The following is a 20510-nucleotide window of genomic DNA, read 5'->3' on the forward strand; positions in this document are numbered from 1 at the left end:
GACATGACTATGACCACGAATGTAATCAGCCTGGTATCCATCGGCGCCCACCCCACGTCAGGGCGCCCGCGCCGTGCCGAACAGGATGCGCGTGCCGTTGAACTCGGCCTGCAAATGGCTGGGGATAAGTTGCAGGTGCTGCACGCAGGCAACATCGCCGAACCCACCTTGCGCAGCTACCTGGGCATGGGTTTGCCGCAACTGCATGTGCTCGAACAACCGGCTGGCGCCGACGCCTTGCCGGTGCTCAGTGACTACCTGCGCGAGGCCGGCGCCCAGGTGGTGCTCACCGGCAGCCAGGCCGAAACCGGTGAGGGCTCGGGGATGCTGCCGTTCCTGCTCGCCGAGCAGCTGGGCTGGCCGCTGATTGTCGGGTTGGCTCAGGTGGAGTCCATCGAAGGCGGCGTGGCCCATGTGCTGCAAGCCTTGCCCCGTGGTCAGCGGCGGCGCCTGAAAGTGCGCCTGCCGTTTTTGGCGACGGTGGATAACGCCGCGCCGAAGCCTCGGCAGAGTGCCTACGGCCCGGCGCAGCGCGGCGAACTGGCGGCCCATGAGGTCGAAATTGAAGAAGACCTGTTATTCACCGACGCGGCGCTGCAACCGGCCAAGCCCCGGCCCAAGCGCCTCAAGGTGATCAAGGCCAAGAGCGGGGCAGACCGCATGAAGGCGGCAACGGCGAAGGCCAGTGGTGGCGGTGGGCAGGTGCTCAAAGGTGTGAGCGCCGAAGAAGGTGCCCAGGCGATTCTCAAGTTGCTCATAGAAGAAGGCGTGGTGCGCTAACCCACCAAGCCCCCTCCCACATTTTGATCTGCATAAGGTTCTGAGATTAAGGGGGCGCTGGGGCAGGCTTGGGCACCAACTCCGGCAACGGTGGCGGCAGCGGTTGCCAGGTGGCGTCCGGCTGCTGCATCGGCGGTGGCAGCGTCGGCGTGGGATCGCCGCCAATCGGTTTGAGGATCATCTTCTCGGTGGTATCGCGCAGGATCATGCCTTGTGTAGAGCTGCGCGCCTCGGTGCCGCTGTGAAAGGTGCTGATCTGGGAAATCGGCAGGTCGAGGTTGCGTTCGATCCTCGGCGTCAGCAGCAGGATGATCTCGGTTTTCTGCTGGGTATTCTGGTTCGTGCCAAACAGCTTCTTGCCGATCCACGGGATCTGGCTCAACCACGGCAGCCCCGAGCCTTCGTCGACATCCGCCGTGCGGATCAGCCCCGAGACGATCTGGGTTTCATTGTTGCGCGCGGTCAGCAGGGTCTTGGTGGCGCGTGAGCCCAGCTCGAAGGTGGCTGGTACGTTTTCCGAGCCGGGAATGCGCTTGGTGATATGGCTCATTTCCACGTTCAACTCCAGGTTTACCTCATCGCTCAGGCTGATGTTGGGCTTGACCGTGATTTGCAAGCCCACGTCCTGGTAAGACACCGACGAGGTGGTGATCTGGTTGGCCGTGGTGGTGGTGACCACGGGGATCTTGTCGCCGATGTTCACCTGGGCTTCTTCGCGGTTGCGCACCCGTACCCTGGGGTTGGCCAGGGTCACGGTGTTGCCGCTGCGCTGCAGCATATTGATGCGCGCCGAGGTGCTGCCGGAATCGAGCAGGATATTGTCGCCATTTATCCCACGCAACGCGCTGATCGGGATGCCCGCGAGCCCCGCAGGCACGTTGGCGAGGTTGCCCACGGACAGGCCGATGCTTTCCGGGTACTGGATGCCCAGGTTCAATTCGTCGGTCAGGCTGACCTCCAGCACCTGAATGTCGATGGTCACTTCCGACTGCGCGATATCAATGGCCTCCACGAGTTTTTCCACCGCGCTCAGGGTGTCGAGGCCATCGCGCACAATCACCGCGTTCAGGCGTTCGTCCACCAATACCTCCTTGGGCTTGAGCACTTGCTTGATCTCGGCGGCGATGACCTTGGGGTCGCCATGGCTAAGGTAGAAGGTGCGTACGGCCAACTCGCGATATTCCCGTTCTTTGTCCGGGCGTCGGGGGTAAACCAGAATGGTGTTGGCGTTGAGGACTTTCTTGTCCAGCCCTTGGGTGGTCAGCAGCAGGTTCAGCGCGTCTTCGGCGGTGGTTCGGCTCGCGGTCATGCTCGCTGAGGCACTGGGATTGACATCCTTATCGATGACGAAGTTGACCCCCGACAGGCGCGCAATGGTCTCGAAAATCGTGGTCAGGCTTTGGGCGCTGAACTCCAGGCTCAGGGGTTTGCGCATGGCCTCGGAGAGGTCGGCGCTGAGGTAGTCGGCACTCACCAGTTCACGGGTCAGGGCATTGCGAAAGTCCAGGGCCTCTCGGTAGTTGGGCTTTTGCGCGATGATCCGGCGCACCAGGTTGAGTGCTTCCACGGGGTTGGAACGCTTCAGGTCGTAGGCTTGTGCCAGTTGCGGGCGCAGCTGTTTCATCGCCTGGATGCTCTGGATTTCCTGGCGCGCGCCGAGGTTACTGGGGTCGTACTTGAGGATGGTTTCCAGGGCGCGGATGGCGGCGGCATCGTCGCCGCGCATCAGCGCGGTGCTGGCCTCGCGGCTGTATTGCGCCACCAGCAACTCCAGCTTGCTGTAGTTGGCGGTGCGCAATTGCACGTCGTCGGGGGCTTGTTTGGCTTCGGCTTGCAGCACTTCGACGGAGCGGATGATGTCGCCCTTCTGGCGCAACTCGTCGCTCTCCTTGATCGCCCGTTGAGTCTGGCAGGCGCTGAGCAAGGCCACGGCCAGGCTCAAGGGAACCCACGTACGTATCGCCATGATCGTGTCCTGCTCCGGTCAGTGAGTGTCCAGCCGCAAAGTGCTGGCATGCTTGAGCGGCATGTAGGTCAGCACCACAGCGGTGTCGGTGAGTTTGTCCAGGCGGTAGTGCGCGTCGAGCATCTTGCCGGGCACGATGCGCCCGGGTACCGAACAGCGGTTGCACAGCGTGTACTGGCGGCTGTTGCCCTGAAGCACGACGATTTTCGATTGGTTCTCATAGCGCCACTGCGCGCTGACGGTGAAGGGCAGCGGTGGCGGCTTGGGCGGTGAAGTGTCGACGGGGGCAACGGGCGGTGGCGGTGTCCAGCTTTGGGCGGGGAACAGGTCAACCGTTTCGACCACGGGCGTGTCCGCTTCGACAACAGGCGCTGGCAAGGCGGCTACCGGCGGGCGGATTACCGCTGTTGATGCGGTGTCGGGGCTGTTTGCGTTGTCCTGCCAGAACAGCCAGCCGCAGCCGATCAGGGTCAGCACTAACAGCACGCGCAAATACGGCGACAGTTTCATTGCGTCACCCCCAGTACGCTCACCTTGAGGGTGATATTCAGCATGCCGCTGGTGATGTCCTTGCGCTCCAGAGTCAGGTGCTCGATGCGCACGGCCGGCTCTTTGGCGACGTCGGTCAGGGCGTCGCGCAGCAGGGTGTACGGGCCGGTAAGCGGAATGTCCACGTCCAGGCGTTGCAGCCCGCTGTCGCCGGGGGCGGAGTAGGCGAGCGTGGTTTGTTTGACGATAAAGCCGCGTTGAGTGAGGACGCCCAGCAGCTTTTCCAGGCGCGGTGCAAAGTCGTCTGCGCTGGGCAGTCGCTCGACCACGACCGGCTCGGTGACCTGCACCTCCTGTGGCTGCTCGTCGATGCCGGCCTGTATTTCCTGGCGACGCATGCGGTCGGTAGCGCCTGCCGGGTAAATCACCGCCACTTCGATCACCAGTGTCGTGAACATCACACCCAACGCCAGCAAGCCCCAGAAGCCCAGGCGCTGTTGGCACTGCATCAGTTGCCAGCGCAGACGTGGCAGGTAGCGAGTGAGGGTGTCCATGGCTGGCTATCCTGATCCAACGCTGAGTTTGACCTGCACCGGGTGCTGCGGATCATCGGGTTTGAGCGCGCTTTGTTGCAGATGTACCTGTACCCCTGGCCGGGCCTTGAGCCGGTCCACGAAGCGAAACGCATCACCCAACTGCTTGGCTTCCAGATCCAGGTGAATCAGGTGGGCCTGGGTGTTGACCTCGACACGGGTCAGGGCGATTTCTCTCGACCAGGCCTGGGCCACGGCATCCATCAGGGCGAAGGGGCTGGCCTTCTGTTGGGCGAAGGCTGCCAGCTGTTTTTTCTGCTGGGGCGACAAGCGAATGGCCGCCTGGATCAACTGCTCCTGGCGGCGGGTGAGTTGGATAAAGTGTTGCTCCAGTTCATCGGTCTTTTGCTGTTGGTACTCCATGTGTTGCCACTGTCGCCAGAGGCCGAACATCATTACCGCAACCATCAGCCAAAGCGCAGTCACCAGTGGCCGAAGCGTCGCCGTGGCGTGTTGGAAATCAACGGCGGGTGCACGGCGGGCGCGCAGCCGTTGCCAGGCACTGATGAGCCTGGTTCTCATGCTGTCGATGCCTCCAGCCAGGGGTGCACGGGGCCCAGGCGATTGTCCGCAGGGTTATTGGTGACGACCAGCGGGGTCAGCGCGTGCCGCTCGACCAGCAGGTCGGCGGTGAACAGGTTGTCGCTCAACGTGCTGCCTGGTTGGGTCGCAATGACGCACAGCTGCTCGATTGTGCCCTGTTGTCGGTAGAGGCAACTGAGGCTGTCGGCTTCGGGCACGGCCAGTACGCAGTCGTCGGGCAATTGTCGCCAGTACCGCTGCGCCACGGCGGTCAGCAACGGCGTACAGGTGACCAGGGGCAAGCGGTGCAGCTTGAACAGGTCGCGCAGGTCTTGCAGCAGCTCCCGTGAGGTCGCGACCGCGACACAAGCCTGGCCGAAGTGACCGTTGGCGGCTTGCACCTGCCAGTGCTCAGGGTCGATGCCGACCTGTTGGCTGAAGGTGGCTTCGGCAAATGTCTGCCAATCGCCTGCGCTGTACAGGCCGGTTTGCCACGGCAATATCAGGTAGTGCACATGGGGAAAGCCCAGCAGCACGGTGGCCCGGTCCAGAAAGCCCACGTGGCCCCGAGGTGCCTGCTCCAGCAGTGCGGCGCAAGCGGCCAATGGCTCGCCGGTGTGCTGCGCGTGCCAGATACGTGCACCGCGCCAGCGTGGACGAGCCGCCCATTCGGCGCTGGCACTGTGCAGCGCCACCACGTGCTCAATAAAGGGAAATGACACGGTGAACCTCCTTGAGCGTGGTCTCGCCCTGGGCCGCATGGTCCAGGGCGATATCGCGGATAAACACGTGGCCGGCTTCACGGGCCAGTTCGCGCAAGGTGGCGGCCGAACTGCGGTTGAGCAGGCCCTCCTTGATGCTGTCGGTCAGGGTCAACACTTCGGCCAGCGCGAGCCGACCGCGATAGCCGGTGTGGCGACAGGCCTCGCAGCCTTTTCCTATGCGGTAGTGGCCTTGTTTGAGCTGGGTCTCGGGCAGTTGGGCGAGGTGGGCGATGTCTGGATCGGGGGTAGCGTCTACGCCGCAGTCCGGGCAGATGCGCCGAACCAGGCGTTGGGCAACCACGCCGTTGAGGGCTTCGACAAAACTGGCCGGGTCCACGTCCATGTAGGTAAAGCGCTCCAGCACACTGAACGCGCTGTTGGCGTGCACCGACGACAGCACCAGGTGCCCGGTCAACGCGGCTTGCACCGCAATGCCTGCCGTTTCCCCGTCGCGGATTTCCCCGACCAGAATCGTGTCCGGATCGTGGCGCAGGATCGAGCGCAGCCCACGGGCGAAGGTAAGACCTTTCTTGTCGTTGACCGGGATTTGCAGCACGCCGGGCAGTTCGTACTCCACCGGGTCTTCAATGGTGATGATCTTTTTCTCGCCGGTATTGGTCTCCGACAACGCGGCGTACAGCGTGGTGGATTTGCCACTGCCGGTGGGGCCGGTCACCAGCAGCATGCCGTAGGGTTCGCTGGCGAGTACGCGGATGCGCGCAATGGTGTCGGTGGCCAGGCCGAGGTTTTCCAGGCTCAGCGACTCGCCGCGCTGGGATTTGTCGAGAATCCGCAACACCGCATCTTCACCGTGGATGCTGGGCATGATCGACACGCGAAAATCCACCTCGCGGCCCTGGATTTTCATCTTGAAACGTCCGTCTTGGGGCACCCGTCGCTCGCCGATGTCCAGCTCCGACAACACCTTGATCCGCGACAGCGCCTGCTCGGCCATGTCCATGCCGCCGGCTTGGCCCATCTGCTGCAACACACCGTCGATGCGGTACTTGATCACCAGACCCTGCGGTGTGGTTTCCACATGGATGTCGCTGGCGCGGCTTTGCAGCGCATCGAACAGCATGGAGTTGACCAAGCGCACCACCGGGTTGTCGTCGCGAGCGATGCTGCTCAGGGATATTTCCTGGGCGGACTGGCCGACGAGGGCGCTTTCAGCGTCGTCGCCAAAGGGCTGCATCACCCGTTGGCTGGCTTCGGCCGCAGTCAACTGGGCCTTGACCGCGCCGGGCAGGCTCATGGCCAGGGGCAGTTGGCGCAAGGTCTTGGAGGACTGCAGCCAGTGTCGGCTGGCCAAGGTGAAAGGATCTCCCAGCACCAGGCACGGCTGGCCGTGGTTATCCACAGGCAATACGTTATGGATCAGTGCCTGGGGCAGCGCCAGTAGATCGAAACGCCAGTCTTCATTGAGGTGTTCCGGGGCGATGGCGAGCAGGCCAAGGGGCTGGGCGATCGTCGGTAATTGGTCGGGCGCCTTGTCCAGCACCTCCAACAGGTAGTTGGACAAGCTCATGCCCCGTTGCGTCGCAAGCGCTTGCCATTGCCGTGTCTGCTCGCTCATCGCGCTACCCCTGGATGGAACCTGCCAGTTCGAAAATCGGCATGTACAGCATGAATACGATCAAGCCGATCAACCCGCCCACGACCAGCATCAACAGCGGCTCGAAGACCTTGCTGAACAGCTCGATGGCCCGCTCCAGCGCCTCGTCGTGAAACTGCGCGATCCGTTCGCACATGGCCGCCAGCTCGCCGCTTTGCTCACCCACCCGCAACAGGCGTTCGGCGACAGCGGTGGTCAGTTGATGGCGGGCCAGGGCGGTGGAGAGTGGCTGGCCGGCCTGGATGTCGCTCAGGGCCTGGCGCAGGTCCGCCTGGCGCTCCACGGGCAGCAACGCACCGGACAGCTCCACCGCCGTAACCACCGGCATCCCGCCCATCAGCAACATGCCGGCCGTGCGATAAAACCGCGCGAGGATAAACAGCGTGCGCTGGGCGCCCAGGCTGGGGATCTTCCAGAACAGGCCCGCTGCGCGACGCTTGAGCCCGGCGCTGCGAAACATCAGGACCAGTGCCGCGATGGCCAGCGCCAGGCCGATCAGTAACTCCATGCCTCGCGCATCCACCAGCGCGCCCCACCACACCATGAAGCGTGCGGTGGCTGGCAGGTCGCTGACCGCATCGAATACCGAGGCGAAGCGCGGAATCACGAAGAACAGCAAAAACAGCAGGATCAACGCGCCCACGCTGAGCACCACCAAGGGGTACATCAGGGCGCCGCTGACGCGCTTTTTGACGGTTTCCAAATGCGCTTCGAAATGATGGTAACGGCGCAAGGCCACGGCCAATTGGCCGCTGTGCTCGGAGGACGCCACGGTGGCAATCAGCAGTGAAGGAAACGTCTGCGGCCTGAGCTGCATCGCCCTGGACAGCGAGTTGCCTTCGTACATGGAGGCCAGCAGATCGCTCATGACCTGGCGGTTGACGCCCGCTGGCGCCTTGTCGCGCAGGGTTTCCACCGCTTCCACCAGCACCAGGCCGGCGTCCAGCAGCACCACCAGTTCCTGGATAAACAGGCCGAGGGCAAACCTGGCGCGTCGACGCGGCAGAGTGAACGCGCGGCGCGCCTTCAGCGAAATGACCTGGGCGCCGTCGGCCTGTAATTGCTGGCGTGCCTGGGGCAAATCGAGGGCTTGCAGACGCAGCGTCTGCAAATGGCCGTCGCGAATGATGCGGGCGTCGATGTCGATCATGGGGTTTGCCTGGCCAGTTGCTGGCGTTGTTGCAGCAACTCGCCGTAGTAGCGCCACACGGCCAGGGCATAGCGCGAGCGCCGTGCTTCGCGGTCCGGCTTGGCCCCGGCGTTATACGCGCCCACGGCCTGCCAGCCATAACCTTGCTCGCGGATAAACCCGGCAAGAATCCACGCACCCACCATGACACTGGTGCAGGGCTGGGTGATCAAGTGCTGTTCGGTGATGCCGAACCGCGCCAGTGCCGGCAAGTGACGGCTGTTGATCTGCATCAGGCCGATGTCCTGGCTGCCATCGCTGTTGACGTTGCGAGCCATCGGGTTGAGACCGGATTCGACCCTGGCGATGGCGTACAACAGGAGCGGATCGACGTGGTAACGACTGGCTGCCAACTGCCAGCAGTTGGCCTGGGCGATGCCCGACAGACAAAGCAGGGTCAGGGCCATCCGCAGCGTGCGCATGGCGGGTCACAGCCCGTACACGATGTCGGCGTAAGTGTTCACACCGCCGGCCTTGCCATCGCGACCCAGGGAAATGATCTCTGCATCGTTGGGCGGGGCGCCGGGGTTTTTGTACAGGTAAGGGTTGCCCCAAGGGTCTGGCGGCAGCGTTTTCAGGTACGGTCCCTGCCAATTGTTTGCGTTGGCAGGGCGCGTGCTCAGCGCATTCAGGCCGAGTGTTTCGTCGGGGTAGTTGCCGTTGTCCAGGCGGTACTGGTTCAGGGCGTCGGCAAGGGACTTCATCTGGCCCTGGGCTGTTTGCACTTTGGCCAGTTCCAGGCGATCGAACATCTTGGGTCCGACATAGCTGGCGAGCAGGGCGATGATCAGCAGGACGACCAGCAGCTCCAATAACGTGAAGCCGCGTTGGGGGCTGTGGATAAAAGAGTGTGTGCGCATGGAAATACCCTGTGGGAGTGCCAAGGTAGGGCGGTTGTGTATAACTCTCCCGGCCCGTCGTCACGCGGGCACCGCCGGTAGGACTGCGTTGTTTAATGTGGTTCCAGTTGAATTAGGGTTAAGGACTCTCTCAACTATAGCGTTGGCTGATATAGACGCCCTAGCCCGGCAATAACGTTTGGCTCTAATGGTTGAACCCGTAATGAATAATGTGCAGACAAACGCCGTACTCAACCGGCGTTTGTCTTTCACCGTAAACGCCTTAGGGTTCAGTCTTTTTTATCCCACGCATCGCTCCAATGGCTTCCTGCGCCAGGCTCGTAATGACTGGGTGACTGCGAGCACCAGCCGCTGGCAGGGAAGGGTTTGCACGCGTAATTTGCACCCTTGTTGGAAACGATCTCGCCTGCCTGATAGGGGGGTTGTTTGTTGGGTACATACGCCGGGTATTCCCCACCGTCACTGGGTGGCGTTACCGTAAAGTCCAACACCGCCTGGTTGATTTTGCCGTTTTGCCGGTCGCGAACAAGCAGGCGTGCCTTGAACGGAGTTGCCTGTGTGACGCTGATTGCCTTGCCGCTGATGGTCGAGCCGTTCTGTGCGCCTGTCATCCCTGGCACTGCCCACTCATAGAGTAAAGGTCCATTGCTACCAGTTGATCCTGCTCCACTGAACGTAAAGGCTTGTCCCGATTTCAACGTTGTCGGGCCCGTGATTCGTGCTACAGGCGGTGCCGGATTAACAGGGCCTGGGTCCTCACCTGGCATGATTGACATCGCCTGTGTGTAACCTTTGTTGGTGACATAGGTCGAGTTGATCAGTGGGTTGGCTTGATTGAACCTGATTGTCGTGCCCTCCAACTCGCCAATCCTGGCGATGGAAGGGTTGACTTTATCGGCGATTTCTTTCCCCCACTGACTGGGGGCTTCATTAGAAGCTGTAAGTTTATGGATGATGTTGACCAGTTCCGTTCTCGCCGCGTCGATACCAAAGATCCTGAAATGCACGGAGTCTCCGCGCTTGGCCGTTTGCATATCGGCAGTGATGAATGAACCAATGTTGTGTGGTTCTTCAGGCACGCCGCCTCCTTGGTAATTCACATCCGAGCACGAGATAAAAAATTCGCCATTGGGGTCATTCCGTACCCATATACCCACGATCAACCCACTTCCCGACACATCACTCGGGATTGTTCTAACTATTTCAAAGTAACCCGAAGCCCCGGCGATTCTTGGCGGGGTCTGCCAGTTTGTTTTAGCGACGGTAAACCGCTCTTCCGGGCCCAGCGGTACCAGATCACTCCATTTCAATATATCCGTAGCCGTATCGAAGCCGGGTCGGCTCGTAAATGCATAAAACTTGCTCGGCACATGGGGGGCAGTGCCGATAAGTCGCATCGTGAGTGATTGCCCAGGAATGACCTCCGTCTTTGTCCAATAGGGCGTTGGCTTATCCAGGCTGGCTTTCCTGAGATCATTGGCGGAGCAGATCTGACCATCTTTGATGATGGCCTTGATCTGATCCAAGGATGGGTTATTGATCTCTGGAATATGGGCAACCTCATTCCATTGCTGCGCGGGGAATACTTTCGCGGCCGAGCCGTTAAAGATCTTTGCGGATTCTCGGCAGCCTTTGTCGACGATGGAGGAACCATCCTCAGATTGCCAGTAACCGCCGGTCGCCTGGCAGTTCACCGCGCGTGATGCCGGGAAGTCCAGCGCACCATGTGCCCAGCTCAAGGCGGGTGCCAGAAGCACGGTCGCCACCGTCCATTTGAAAAGTCTCTTCGTATACTTATTCATGCTCTAGTCCACCTTCAATTCAGATAAACAAGTTCCGAACTGCTGGAACGATCAGTGTGCCAGTTGCGTGAGTGTCATCGGGTCAGTTGATCCTCCGTGGGAGCGATGCGGGTTGCAGGGTTGTTCTGCCCAGGGCCAAACAGAAACACCCACCCTTGATAACTGCCTTGTCCTGTAAAACTCTGATTGATGACTGCAAAGTTGCCTTGCTTGAAGGGCGTGCCGCTGGCCTTGCTGAACACACCCATGAGGGTGTCGCCGGGGCCGGCGATGACACCCCACTCGGCGCTGCCGGTCAGCGGGTCGGCATAGGCACGGCGCAGGTAGCGCTTGATGGTCGGTTGACGGCGGTCGAGTACCAGGTCTTCGAGGGACTTGGGGAAGGTATTGCCGGCCGCGTAATACAGCCCGATCGCGCGGCGAATCTCATTGCCGCGCGCCAGCAATTCCAACTCGCGCTCGCGCTGCATCACGCTGGACCACAGCGTGCCGGCTTCCATCAGCATCACGGCCACCACGGCCACCGTCACCAGCATGCCCATGAATACCGAGCCATGCTGGTTGTGCTTACCAGTCGGCATAGGTGCTCCCGTCGTTGGCGGTGCCGGGGGCGCCGCTGCGCACGTCGCCCAGGCCTTGTTCATCGGAAGGCTGCAATCGCCAGGTTTCGCGCTTGCCGGTCAGGGGGTCCATGGGGATTTCGCGCAAATAACGCCGTTCCACCAGGGCTTGCAGGGACTCGGGATTGGCGCCGTGGTCTTCACGGTATTGGTCCAGCGCCTGGCGGATGGAGGACAAGTTATGGCGCAGTACGGTTTCCTGGGCCTTAGTGTGCTGGCGAAAATACTGGGGCGTCACCAGGGTCATGAGAGTGGCGATGATCGCCATGACCACCAGCAACTCGATCAGGGTGAAACCCCGATTACCACTGGCTGTATAACGTTCCATTCAAACTCTCCCGAGTGCTGCTGGACGAAACGTCGAATACATCTTCTCCCTCTTGTGGGTTATCAGCGGTGCTCTTGTAGCTGCGTAGTTGCCAGGTTTGCGCAGGCGACAGGTGTGGACATTCACAGAGAGGGTCGCGGGGAATACGGCGCAGAAAGAAGAGTCTTTTGCCCTTGAGATCGGTCTTGTCCGTGACCCCCTCGACCAATACCTGCAGTGAGGGTGGATAACCGCTGTCGCTGATGCTTTTTTCAATACGACCGTCGTCGCTGGCTTCTTTGTAGGAATCGATCGCACGGCGTATTTCCCGCAACGAGCGCTGCAGGTCGAGTTCCCGGTCGCGTTTACCCATCAACGCCGTCAGCGGATAAGCCACTGTCGAAAGCGTGGCCAACAAGGCCAGCGTCAGTAGTAATTCAATCAGCGTAAAACCTTTGGCGCAGTGATGGCTGGAATGAACCTGCCACATCACTGGTCTATCTCCCTCTATCGCGCCAAGGACTTCTGCACTCACCCGGGCCAGTGGATATAACTGCAAAAGTGAGTGTAGATGAACTTTTAATATGAGTGTTTTTTGTACAGTTGGCCGATAAGCGGTGGTTACCCACAATCGCTGTGCACGTGCCTGTGGATAAGGTGTTTGTGCTTGTCCACAGGTCACGGAAATCAAGGCCTGTGGCGGGCTGTACGAAAAATGATCAGGCTAAGTGGCGGTTTTTACAGGTGTTTTGATGTGGATAAGGGCTGCGCCCGATGTCGAGTTGCCCCCAAACTCTGTTGGCGGTTCTGTGGATAAGATGTTCGCTATCGGCTGCAGACCATATAAACAGTGGGTTTCATGGGGTTGGTTGTATTTTGATCAATTTGCGTCTTTTGCTTCGAAAAACCGATGGATGCCCCGGTTTATGAAGGTTTGAGATGGTTTTCCACAGCTCGGCCAGAGTTGCCCCCAAAGTCTGTTGGCCGTTCTGTGGATAAGGTGTTTGCGTACCGCTGTGAACCACGTATTCCGTAGTGTTTAGGCTATTGATCATAAATTGATCAATGTGCGCTGAAACCCGTCAAGTTGAATAAGTCACGGATTTTCTTCAGTTAATTTTGAGCAAGCAACGCAGTTGCCCACAATTGCTGTGGGTGGCTTTGTGGATAAGTTGTTGGTCAAAGGCTGGGAGGCAGGGTGGGAGAGGTCTGGGGGAGGTTTGGTTGAATTTTGATCGATGGCGAGGTGCGTGGCGAAACGCGCGCTTGCCCGGTGTGAGTCAAGACGGTATCTACGGGGCGAACGGTGCGCTCGCCCGGTAGGGGTAAGACGACTATGAGTGACCTCAATCAGTCGTGTACGGCCACGCCTTTGAGATACGGCGCCGGGGCCGCGCCCAGGTTGCTCAGCAGGCGTTCGCTGTACCAGTCCACAAAGTTCACCACGCCGAACTCGTAAGTCTTGGAGTACGGGCCAGGCTGGTAAGCGGTGGAGTTGATGCCGCGCTGGTTCTCTTCGGCCAGGCGACGGTCCTGGTCGTTGGTGGCGTCCCACACCTGGCGCATGCGATCCACGTCGTAGTCCACGCCTTCGACGGCGTCCTTGTGCACGATCCACTTGGTGGTGACCATGGTTTCCTGGGCGCTGATCGGCCACACGGTGAACACGATGATGTGGTCGCCCATGCAGTGGTTCCACGAATGCGGCAGGTGCAGGATGCGCATCGAGCCCAGGTCCGGGTTCTTGATGCGGCCCATCAGCTTGGCGCAGCCCTGCTTGCCGTCCAGCGTCATCGACACGGTGCCTTTGAGCAGCGGCATGCGCACGATGCGGTTACGCAGGCCGAAGCTGGCGTGGGCGTAAGGGATCTTCTCGGCATCCCAGGCGGTGGCGCAGGCGCTCACGTGGTCCTTGAACGCCTGGTCGGCGCGTGGGTCGGTGACGTCGTCCCATTCCAGCAGGGTTTTCAACAGTTCCGGGTGCGACGCATTGCAGTGGTAGCACTCGCGGTTGTTTTCCAGCACCAGTTTCCAGTTGGCCTTCTCGAACAAAGTGGTCTGAATCGCCACCTTGGTGTTCTCCATGTCGTACGGTTCCATGTAATGGTTCAGCGTCGACAGGAAGTCATCAATGGCCGGCGGGTTCTCGGCCAGGCTGATGAAGATGTAGCCGCCAGCGGTCTTCACGTTCACTGGCTTGAGGCCGTACTGCTTCATGTCGAAGTCGGCGCCCATCTCGGTACCGGCGAACAGCAGGCGGCCGTCCAGTTCGTACGTCCATTGGTGGTAGTGACACACAAGTTTGGCGACCTTGCCCTTGTCGCTGGTGCACAGGCGCGAGCCACGGTGGCGGCAGACGTTGTGGAACGCATGCACCACGCCTTCGGCGCCACGGATCACAATGATCGGGTTCTTGCCGATTTGCAGGGTCAGGTAGTTGCCCTTGGCGGGAATCTCGCAGGTCATGCCGGCGATCAACCACTCTTTCTGGAAGATCTCCTGCATGTCGATATCAAACAGCCGCTCATCAGAGTAAAACGGCTGCGGCAGCGAAAACGTGCGCTCGCGCTCTTGCAGCATTTGCGCGGTGGCCTTGCGTGCGGGTTCCAGCGGATCGCCCAAGCTTAACGTTGCGGTGACGTCCATCGTGTGTGTCCTCATGGCCATTCTGTGTGGCCGAGATAAGTGGCTAATCAGGTTTGCAGCAAGGCGTAAAGAAAGCGTCGTTGTTGGGAGTGAGTGTGGGGCCGGCGTTGCGACGATCCTTATCCATGGGCGACATGGCCCAATCTGATCCCGACGCGCAACCCCCTGTCGTTGGGGGCTGGTCGCGATAAGTATGTGAATGTCGCAGATAGGTAAATGGGTGGTTCTCGCGTTACGCAGAATCGCCACCATAAAGCCGAGCATCGGCAGTGGAGAATCAGCATGTCCAACAGTTTCCTGAATCCAGTAACCACCCAGACCTGGGCCAATGGTCGGCACATCGTCCGTTGCGTCAAAGTCATCCAGGAAACCTGGGACGTGCGCACCTTTTGCTTCATGGCCGACCAGCCGATCCTGTTCTTTTTCAAGCCGGGGCAATTTGTCACCCTGGAGCTGGAAATCGAAGGCCAGCCGATCATGCGCTCCTACACCATTTCGAGCTCGCCGTCGGTGCCGTACAGCTTCTCGGTGACCATCAAGCGTGTGCCGGGGGGCAAGGTCTCCAACTGGCTGCACGACACGTTGCACGAAGGCCAGGAGTTGGCGGTGCACGGCCCGGTCGGGCTGTTCAATGCCATCGATTTCCCAAGCCCGAAAGTGTTGTACCTCAGCGGCGGCGTGGGGATCACGCCGGTGATGTCCATGGCGCGTTGGTTCTACGACACCAACGCCAATGTCGACATGACCTTTATCCACAGCGCCCGCTCGCCCAAAGACATCATTTACCACCGCGAGCTGGAGCACATGGCATCGCGGATCGACAACTTCAGCCTGCACCTGATCTGCGAAAAGCACGGCCTGGGAGAGCCTTGGGCCGGGTATCGCGGCTACCTGAACCACAAGATGCTCGAACTGATGGTGCCCGACTTCCTGGAGCGCGAAGTGTTCTGCTGCGGGCCGACGCCGTACATGAACGCGGTCAAGCGCCTGCTGGAAGTGGCTGGGTTCGACATGGCGCGCTATCACGAGGAATCCTTCGGTGCGACGCCGCCGGAAGCCCGTGCCGATGCGGTGGAACAAGCCGAACAAGCCGCCGACGCGCCGGAAATCGACTTGGCGGACCTGCATCAGGTGGAATTCATTGCGTCAGGCAAGAGCATTCGCGTGGCGCCGGGCGAAACCGTGCACGCAGCGGCGGCCAAGCTTGGGCTGTTGATTCCGAAAGCCTGCGGCATGGGGATATGCGGGACGTGCAAGGTGATGAAGCTGGGTGGCGAGGTGGAGATGGAGCACAACGGTGGGATTACCGAAGAAGACGAAGCCGAAGGTTACATCCTCTCGTGCTGCAGCGTGCCGAAGGGTGACGTGCGCATCGAGTTCTGACTAACAGCGCCGGTCTGAAATGTGGGAGAGGTCAAGCCCCCTCCCACAGTCAGTGCTTAACGCACAAACAGGTTGATGATGTACGCTCCGGATGCTGTCATTTCGAATTCTTTACCGGTCACGGTAAAGAGTCGTGAAGGCTCGATGATGGTATCGCCGACGCTCGCCAACTTCCGAAGATCGTCCAGGCTGACGAGTGTGGCGTTGGTGTCGTTCCGGAGTTGCGAATCAGTGGTGTAGCGTTGAATTTCCATGGTGTTGCCCTCGATAGGATTTCCTTTTCCAGCCGACAATTCGGCAGGCAGTCAGCCCCGATATAACGCGTCCGTTCAATCGGGGTGACGAGATCCTAACCAAGGCAAGGGGTAGATAGATACTGTCAGAAATACGTACAAACAGTCTCTGAAAATGCGCTGGAAGGCCCGTGGTTTCAGGCTTCCATCACTTTCCGAATATCCGCGGCTAATTCTCTTACACGCTCTTCCTCGGTATCCCACGCACACATGAAGCGCGCGCCACCTTTGCCGATAAAGGTGTAGAAGCGCCAACCCTTGGCCGTCAGCGCCGCAATGGCCGGTTCGGAGAGTTGCAGGAACACGCCATTGGCCTGCACCGGGAACATCAGTTCCACCCCCGGAATATCCGCTACCAGGCTGCTCAGCAGTTGTGCGCAATGGTTGGCGTGACGTGCGTGTTTGAGCCAGGCGTCGTTCTCCAGCAGGCCTACCCACGGGGCGGACAAAAAGCGCATCTTCGACGCGAGCTGGCCGGCCTGTTTGCAGCGGTAGTCGAAGTCTTCGGCCAGCTTGTGGTTGAAGAACAGGATGGCTTCACCCACGGCCATGCCGTTTTTGGTACCACCAAAGCACAGCACGTCGACGCCGGCTTTCCAGGTCAGGTCGGCCGGCGAGCAGCCGAGGAATGCGCAGGCGTTGGAGAAGCGTGCGCCGTCCATGTGCAGGTTCAGGCCCAGCTCTTTGCAGGTGGCGCTGATGGCGCGGATTTCTTCCGGGGTGTACACGCTGCCGACTTCGGTGGCCTGGGTCAGGGTCACGACGCGCGGCTTGGGGTAGTGGATGTCCTGACGCTTGAGGGCGATTTCGCGGATCGACTCCGGGGTCAGCTTGCCGTTTTCAGTGCGGGCGACGAGCAGCTTGGAGCCGTTGGAGAAGAACTCCGGCGCGCCGCATTCGTCGGTTTCGACGTGGGCCGTTTCCGAGCAAATCACGCTATGGTAGCTCTGGCACAAGGACGACAGCGCCAGTGAGTTGGCGGCAGTGCCGTTGAAGGCGAAGAACACTTCGCAGTCGGTTTCAAACAGATTGCGGAAACCGTCGGCGGCGCGGTGGGTCCATTCATCATCGCCATAGGCGCGTTGATGGCCCTGGTTGGCTTGTTCCATGGCGGCCCAGGCTTCCGGGCAGATGCCGGAGTAGTTGTCACTGGCGAATTGTTGGCTCTTGTCGGTCATGGCCCATTCCTGTGGTCGATGTTGGTGCGCACTGTAACCAAGATTGTCGCGGGTGCGCACGCTCTGTAAATGCAAAGTCACTGGGGAATTATGCACGGGACTGAAACGATGCCTGTCGGACGTGTCCGCGATGGCGCTTTGGATTTGCTCAAGTGGTTGGCGCTGCTGTGCATGGTGCTGGATCACCTGCGCTATGTCGGCTTGAGCCTGGACGGCCTGTACGTGCCGGGGCGCCTGGCGTTCCCGTGGTTTTGCCTGGCGATTGCAGCGAACCTGCATCGCACCCGGCATGCGTCGGTGACCGGCCATTGGCGTTACCTGGCATGGCTGCTGCTGTTCAGTGTGATCAGCGAAGTGCCGTATCGGTTGTTTATCGAGGATGCCGATACGTTGAACGTTCTACCCACGTTGGCGCTGGGGTTGCTGGTTGCCCGAGGATGGCAGCAGAAGGCGGTGGTTGATCGAGGATTGGCGCTGATCGCCGTCACGATAGCGGCTTTGTTTTCATCCCACTTAATGTTCGGTTTCTTTGGTGTCTTGCTGCCATTGGCGATGCTGCTGGTGTTTCGTCGGCCTTGGTATTTCAGTGTGTTGCCGGGATTGGTCTGCGTGGCCGCCAATCAGTGGCAAATCCTGCTCAACAGCGGCACGCCGGTGGCGCTGCTGGGATTGGCTGCATGCCTGATCGCGCCATTGGCCGGATTGGTCTTATTACGACATGCCACAAGCACCTCACCACCCGCCATGCGCCGCTGGGCGTACACCCTCTATCCCCTGCATTTCTTCCTGCTGCTACTCGCCCGCCAGACTATCGCCTAACCCCCTCCCACATTTGTTGTGTGTTGTTCCGGCAATGTCGTAAACGCACCTTTGCGTGGCGTGCGTAGGCATTTGATCTACCAGCGCCAGCCCTACCATCGCATCAAAGGGCCCTGCGAGGGCCTCAACAATACGAAAGGCTGGGAGAGACGCGATGTTCAGCAAGAAAGACCAGATCCAGGGTTATGACGATGCACTGCTGGCGGCGATGAATGCCGAGGAGCAGCGTCAGGAAGATCATATCGAGCTGATCGCGTCGGAGAACTACACCAGCAAGCGCGTGATGGAAGCTCAAGGCAGTGGCCTCACCAACAAATACGCCGAAGGTTACCCGGGCAAGCGCTACTACGGCGGCTGCGAGCACGTGGACAAGGTTGAAGCCCTGGCCATCGAACGCGCCAAGCAGCTGTTCGGCGCCGATTACGCCAACGTGCAGCCACACTCCGGTTCGTCCGCCAACAGCGCCGTGTACCTGGCGCTGATCAATGCCGGCGACACCATCCTGGGCATGAGCCTGGCCCATGGCGGTCACTTGACCCACGGCGCCAAAGTGTCGTCCTCGGGCAAGCTGTACAACGCGGTGCAGTACGGCATCAACACCGACACTGGCCTGATCGACTACGACGAAGTCGAGCGCCTGGCTGTCGAGTGCCAGCCGAAAATGATCGTGGCTGGTTTCTCGGCCTACTCCAAGACCCTGGATTTCCCGCGCTTCCGTGCCATTGCTGACAAAGTCGGCGCGCTGCTGTTCGTCGACATGGCCCACGTCGCCGGCCTGGTCGCCGCTGGCCTGTACCCGAACCCGCTGCCGTACGCCGACGTGGTCACCACCACCACTCACAAGACCCTGCGCGGTCCACGTGGCGGCTTGATCCTGGCCAAGGCCAACGAAGCCATCGAGAAGAAACTCAACGCCGCCGTATTCCCTGGCGCCCAGGGTGGCCCGCTGATGCACGTGATCGCCGGCAAGGCCGTGTGCTTCAAGGAAGCGGCTGAGCCTGGCTTTAAGGCCTACCAGCAACAAGTGATCGACAACGCCCAGGCCATGGCCGGCGTGTTTATCAAACGCGGCTACGATGTAGTGTCCGGCGGCACCGATAACCACCTGTTCCTGGTCAGCCTGATCCGTCAGGGCCTCACCGGCAAAGACGCAGACGCCGCTCTCGGTCGCGCCCACATCACCGTCAACAAGAACGCCGTGCCGAATGACCCGCAGTCGCCATTTGTGACCTCGGGCCTGCGCATCGGCACCCCGGCGGTGACCACGCGTGGTTTCAAAGTGGCGCAGTGTGTCGAGTTGGCTGGCTGGATCTGCGACATCCTCGACAACCTCGGCGACGCCGATGTCGAGGCCAACGTGGCCAAGCACGTGTCTGCCCTGTGCGCTGATTTCCCGGTTTATCGCTGAGCGCGGTTTTGGAGTAATGACTATGCAACGCTACTCGGGCTTCGGCCTCTTCAAGCACTCCCTCAGCCATCACGAAAACTGGCAGAAGATGTGGCGCACGCCGACCCCGAAAAAGGTCTACGACGTGGTCATCGTCGGCGGTGGCGGGCATGGTCTGGCGACCGCGTACTACCTGGCCAAGGAACACGGAATCACCAATGTGGCCGTGGTCGAGAAAGGCTGGCTGGGCGGCGGTAACACCGCGCGCAACACCACCATCGTGCGTTCCAACTACCTGTGGGACGAGTCGGCGCACCTGTACGAACACGCGATGAAACTGTGGGAAGGCCTGTCCCAGGACCTGAACTACAACGTGATGTTCTCCCAGCGTGGCGTGTACAACCTGTGCCACACCCTGCAAGACATCCGTGATTCCGAGCGTCGCGTCAGCGCCAACCGCCTCAACGGCGTGGACGGTGAACTGCTCAACGCCAAACAAGTAGCCGACGAGATTCCGTACCTCGACTGCTCGAAAAACACCCGCTACCCGGTGCTCGGCGCCACCGTGCAAAGGCGCGGCGGCGTGGCCCGTCACGATGCTGTGGCCTGGGGCTTTGCCCGCGCTGCCGACGCCTTGGGCGTGGACTTGATCCAGCAGACCGAAGTGATCGGTTTTCGCAAGGAAAACGGCGTGTGCATCGGTGTGGAAACCAACAAGGGCTTTATCGGCGCCAAGCGCGTCGGTGTGGTCACAGCCGGTAACTCCGGGCACATGGCCTCGCTCGCGGGCTTTCGCCTGCCGATCGAATCCCACCCGCTGCAAGCGTTGGTGTCGGAGCCGATCAAGCCGATCATCGACAGCGTGATCATGTCCAACGCCGTGCACGGCTACATCAGCCAGTCCGACAAGGGCGACCTGGTGATCGGCGCCGGTATCGACGGCTACAACGGCTACGGCCAGCGTGGTTCGTACCCGGTGATCGAACACACCATCCAGGCCATCGTCGAGATGTTCCCGGTGCTGTCGCGGGTGCGCATGAACCGTCAGTGGGGCGGCATCGTCGACACCACGCCGGACGCTTGCCCGATCATCTCCAAGACGCCGGTACCGAACATGTTCTTCAACTGCGGTTGGGGCACCGGTGGCTTCAAGGCCACGCCTGGCTCAGGCAACGTATTTGCCGCGAGCCTCGCCAAGGGTGAAATGCACCCGTTGGCCGCACCTTTCTCCATCGACCGTTTCCACAACGGTGCGTTGATCGACGAACACGGCGCTGCGGCTGTCGCCCACTAACAG

Annotated in this window: 21 protein-coding genes; 5 read left to right on the top strand and 16 right to left on the bottom strand. The window is 60.5% G+C overall.

The annotated features are described in order from the left end of the window. The first annotated feature begins 9 nt into the window (after positions 1-9). Entirely contained in the window at positions 10-780 is a 771-nt protein-coding gene (locus EJD88_RS16960; protein WP_112192626.1) for an electron transfer flavoprotein subunit beta, read from the top strand. Between the two features lie 46 nt (positions 781-826). Here EJD88_RS16960 and EJD88_RS16965 read toward each other — a convergent pair whose 3' ends face one another. The 14 genes from EJD88_RS16965 to gbcA all read right to left on the bottom strand — a co-directional run bounded on the left by EJD88_RS16965 (position 827) and on the right by gbcA (position 14153). Next, on the bottom strand, positions 827-2746 hold the full coding sequence (locus EJD88_RS16965) for a secretin N-terminal domain-containing protein (protein ID WP_158878539.1): 1920 nt from the start codon (positions 2744-2746) through the stop codon (positions 827-829). An 18-nt stretch (positions 2747-2764) separates the two neighbouring features. Continuing rightward, positions 2765-3256, bottom strand: a complete 492-nt coding sequence (locus EJD88_RS16970) for a hypothetical protein (protein WP_158878540.1) — start codon at positions 3254-3256, stop codon at positions 2765-2767. Further along, positions 3253-3789 (bottom strand): hypothetical protein, encoded by a 537-nt coding sequence (locus tag EJD88_RS16975; protein WP_158878541.1) that lies wholly within the window; start codon positions 3787-3789, stop codon positions 3253-3255. The genes EJD88_RS16970 and EJD88_RS16975 overlap by 4 nt, the downstream gene beginning before the upstream one ends. Positions 3790-3795: 6 nt before the next feature. After that, positions 3796-4350: a hypothetical protein gene (locus tag EJD88_RS16980; protein WP_158878542.1), complete on the bottom strand. Its 555-nt coding sequence runs from the start codon at positions 4348-4350 to the stop codon at positions 3796-3798. Then, a complete protein-coding gene (locus tag EJD88_RS16985) occupies positions 4347-5072 on the bottom strand; it encodes a hypothetical protein (protein WP_158878543.1) in 726 nt (241 codons plus the stop codon). Before EJD88_RS16985 ends, EJD88_RS16980 begins: the two co-directional genes overlap by 4 nt. Beyond that, positions 5053-6690, bottom strand: coding sequence for a GspE/PulE family protein (locus EJD88_RS16990; RefSeq protein WP_158878544.1), 1638 nt, complete (start codon positions 6688-6690; stop codon positions 5053-5055). The genes EJD88_RS16985 and EJD88_RS16990 overlap by 20 nt, the downstream gene beginning before the upstream one ends. A 4-nt stretch (positions 6691-6694) precedes the next feature. Beyond that, complete coding sequence (locus tag EJD88_RS16995; protein WP_158878545.1) at positions 6695-7879, bottom strand: type II secretion system F family protein; 1185 nt, start codon at positions 7877-7879, stop codon at positions 6695-6697. Then, positions 7876-8340: a transglycosylase SLT domain-containing protein gene (locus EJD88_RS17000; protein WP_099585744.1), complete on the bottom strand. Its 465-nt coding sequence runs from the start codon at positions 8338-8340 to the stop codon at positions 7876-7878. Before EJD88_RS17000 ends, EJD88_RS16995 begins: the two co-directional genes overlap by 4 nt. Before the next feature lie 6 nt (positions 8341-8346). After that, positions 8347-8778, bottom strand: coding sequence for a type II secretion system major pseudopilin GspG (gene gspG / locus EJD88_RS17005; RefSeq protein ID WP_112192618.1), 432 nt, complete (start codon positions 8776-8778; stop codon positions 8347-8349). A gap of 269 nt (positions 8779-9047) precedes the next feature. After that, entirely contained in the window at positions 9048-10580 is a 1533-nt protein-coding gene (locus tag EJD88_RS17010) for a lytic polysaccharide monooxygenase (RefSeq protein WP_158878546.1), read from the bottom strand. Between the two features lie 74 nt (positions 10581-10654). Beyond that, entirely contained in the window at positions 10655-11161 is a 507-nt protein-coding gene (locus EJD88_RS17015) for a type II secretion system protein (RefSeq protein WP_177411501.1), read from the bottom strand. Beyond that, positions 11148-11528, bottom strand: coding sequence for a type II secretion system protein (locus EJD88_RS17020; protein ID WP_099585741.1), 381 nt, complete (start codon positions 11526-11528; stop codon positions 11148-11150). Before EJD88_RS17020 ends, EJD88_RS17015 begins: the two co-directional genes overlap by 14 nt. Beyond that, positions 11503-11997 (bottom strand): type II secretion system protein, encoded by a 495-nt coding sequence (locus EJD88_RS17025; protein WP_158878547.1) that lies wholly within the window; start codon positions 11995-11997, stop codon positions 11503-11505. Before EJD88_RS17025 ends, EJD88_RS17020 begins: the two co-directional genes overlap by 26 nt. A gap of 860 nt (positions 11998-12857) precedes the next feature. Next, positions 12858-14153 carry a glycine-betaine demethylase subunit GbcA gene (gbcA, locus tag EJD88_RS17030; protein ID WP_158878548.1) on the bottom strand — a complete coding sequence of 432 codons (1296 nt, stop codon included), beginning with the start codon at positions 14151-14153 and terminating at the stop codon, positions 12858-12860. A 282-nt stretch (positions 14154-14435) separates the two neighbouring features. Here gbcA and gbcB point away from each other — a divergent pair, with 282 nt between their 5' ends. Next, positions 14436-15536 carry a glycine-betaine demethylase subunit GbcB gene (gene gbcB, locus EJD88_RS17035; RefSeq protein ID WP_038443963.1) on the top strand — a complete coding sequence of 367 codons (1101 nt, stop codon included), beginning with the start codon at positions 14436-14438 and terminating at the stop codon, positions 15534-15536. Between the two features lie 56 nt (positions 15537-15592). On the opposite strand, the gene EJD88_RS17040 is transcribed toward gbcB, so the two are convergent. Together EJD88_RS17040 and EJD88_RS17045 are read right to left on the bottom strand one after the other, a co-directional pair. After that, the gene (locus EJD88_RS17040) at positions 15593-15790 is read right to left on the bottom strand and encodes a hypothetical protein (RefSeq protein ID WP_158878549.1); all 198 of its coding nucleotides are present in this window, start codon (positions 15788-15790) and stop codon (positions 15593-15595) included. A gap of 176 nt (positions 15791-15966) precedes the next feature. Further along, positions 15967-17007: a low specificity L-threonine aldolase gene (locus EJD88_RS17045; protein ID WP_099585737.1), complete on the bottom strand. Its 1041-nt coding sequence runs from the start codon at positions 17005-17007 to the stop codon at positions 15967-15969. A 90-nt stretch (positions 17008-17097) separates the two neighbouring features. Between EJD88_RS17045 and EJD88_RS17050 the strand changes: the two genes are divergently transcribed. From EJD88_RS17050 to EJD88_RS17060, 3 genes are all read left to right on the top strand, one after another. Beyond that, the gene (locus EJD88_RS17050) at positions 17098-17826 is read left to right on the top strand and encodes a TraX family protein (RefSeq protein ID WP_158878550.1); all 729 of its coding nucleotides are present in this window, start codon (positions 17098-17100) and stop codon (positions 17824-17826) included. Positions 17827-17980: 154 nt separating this feature from the next. Beyond that, positions 17981-19234, top strand: a complete 1254-nt coding sequence (gene glyA, locus EJD88_RS17055; RefSeq protein WP_099585735.1) for a serine hydroxymethyltransferase — start codon at positions 17981-17983, stop codon at positions 19232-19234. Positions 19235-19256: 22 nt separating this feature from the next. Beyond that, the gene (locus tag EJD88_RS17060) at positions 19257-20507 is read left to right on the top strand and encodes a sarcosine oxidase subunit beta (RefSeq protein ID WP_010207084.1); all 1251 of its coding nucleotides are present in this window, start codon (positions 19257-19259) and stop codon (positions 20505-20507) included. Positions 20508-20510 lie beyond the last annotated feature (3 nt).

It is taken from the genome of Pseudomonas sp. PB105, assembly GCF_009764655.1.
Lineage (GTDB): Bacteria > Pseudomonadota > Gammaproteobacteria > Pseudomonadales > Pseudomonadaceae > Aquipseudomonas > Aquipseudomonas cyclaminis.

Excerpts from the sequence above, each read along its gene's own strand:
- EJD88_RS16960 (WP_112192626.1), top strand. The coding sequence starts at position 10 with ATGACCACGAATGTAATCAGCCTGGTATCCATCGGCGCCCACCCCACG.
- EJD88_RS16965 (WP_158878539.1), bottom strand. The coding sequence starts at position 2,746 with ATGGCGATACGTACGTGGGTTCCCTTGAGCCTGGCCGTGGCCTTGCTC.
- EJD88_RS16970 (WP_158878540.1), bottom strand. The coding sequence starts at position 3,256 with ATGAAACTGTCGCCGTATTTGCGCGTGCTGTTAGTGCTGACCCTGATC.
- EJD88_RS16975 (WP_158878541.1), bottom strand. The coding sequence starts at position 3,789 with ATGGACACCCTCACTCGCTACCTGCCACGTCTGCGCTGGCAACTGATG.
- EJD88_RS16980 (WP_158878542.1), bottom strand. The coding sequence starts at position 4,350 with ATGAGAACCAGGCTCATCAGTGCCTGGCAACGGCTGCGCGCCCGCCGT.
- EJD88_RS16990 (WP_158878544.1), bottom strand. The coding sequence starts at position 6,690 with ATGAGCGAGCAGACACGGCAATGGCAAGCGCTTGCGACGCAACGGGGC.
- EJD88_RS16995 (WP_158878545.1), bottom strand. The coding sequence starts at position 7,879 with ATGATCGACATCGACGCCCGCATCATTCGCGACGGCCATTTGCAGACG.
- EJD88_RS17000 (WP_099585744.1), bottom strand. The coding sequence starts at position 8,340 with ATGCGCACGCTGCGGATGGCCCTGACCCTGCTTTGTCTGTCGGGCATC.
- gspG (WP_112192618.1), bottom strand. The coding sequence starts at position 8,778 with ATGCGCACACACTCTTTTATCCACAGCCCCCAACGCGGCTTCACGTTA.
- EJD88_RS17010 (WP_158878546.1), bottom strand. The coding sequence starts at position 10,580 with ATGAATAAGTATACGAAGAGACTTTTCAAATGGACGGTGGCGACCGTG.
- EJD88_RS17015 (WP_177411501.1), bottom strand. The coding sequence starts at position 11,161 with ATGCCGACTGGTAAGCACAACCAGCATGGCTCGGTATTCATGGGCATG.
- EJD88_RS17020 (WP_099585741.1), bottom strand. The coding sequence starts at position 11,528 with ATGGAACGTTATACAGCCAGTGGTAATCGGGGTTTCACCCTGATCGAG.
- EJD88_RS17025 (WP_158878547.1), bottom strand. The coding sequence starts at position 11,997 with ATGTGGCAGGTTCATTCCAGCCATCACTGCGCCAAAGGTTTTACGCTG.
- gbcA (WP_158878548.1), bottom strand. The coding sequence starts at position 14,153 with ATGGACGTCACCGCAACGTTAAGCTTGGGCGATCCGCTGGAACCCGCA.
- gbcB (WP_038443963.1), top strand. The coding sequence starts at position 14,436 with ATGTCCAACAGTTTCCTGAATCCAGTAACCACCCAGACCTGGGCCAAT.
- EJD88_RS17040 (WP_158878549.1), bottom strand. The coding sequence starts at position 15,790 with ATGGAAATTCAACGCTACACCACTGATTCGCAACTCCGGAACGACACC.
- EJD88_RS17045 (WP_099585737.1), bottom strand. The coding sequence starts at position 17,007 with ATGACCGACAAGAGCCAACAATTCGCCAGTGACAACTACTCCGGCATC.
- EJD88_RS17050 (WP_158878550.1), top strand. The coding sequence starts at position 17,098 with ATGCACGGGACTGAAACGATGCCTGTCGGACGTGTCCGCGATGGCGCT.
- glyA (WP_099585735.1), top strand. The coding sequence starts at position 17,981 with ATGTTCAGCAAGAAAGACCAGATCCAGGGTTATGACGATGCACTGCTG.
- EJD88_RS17060 (WP_010207084.1), top strand. The coding sequence starts at position 19,257 with ATGCAACGCTACTCGGGCTTCGGCCTCTTCAAGCACTCCCTCAGCCAT.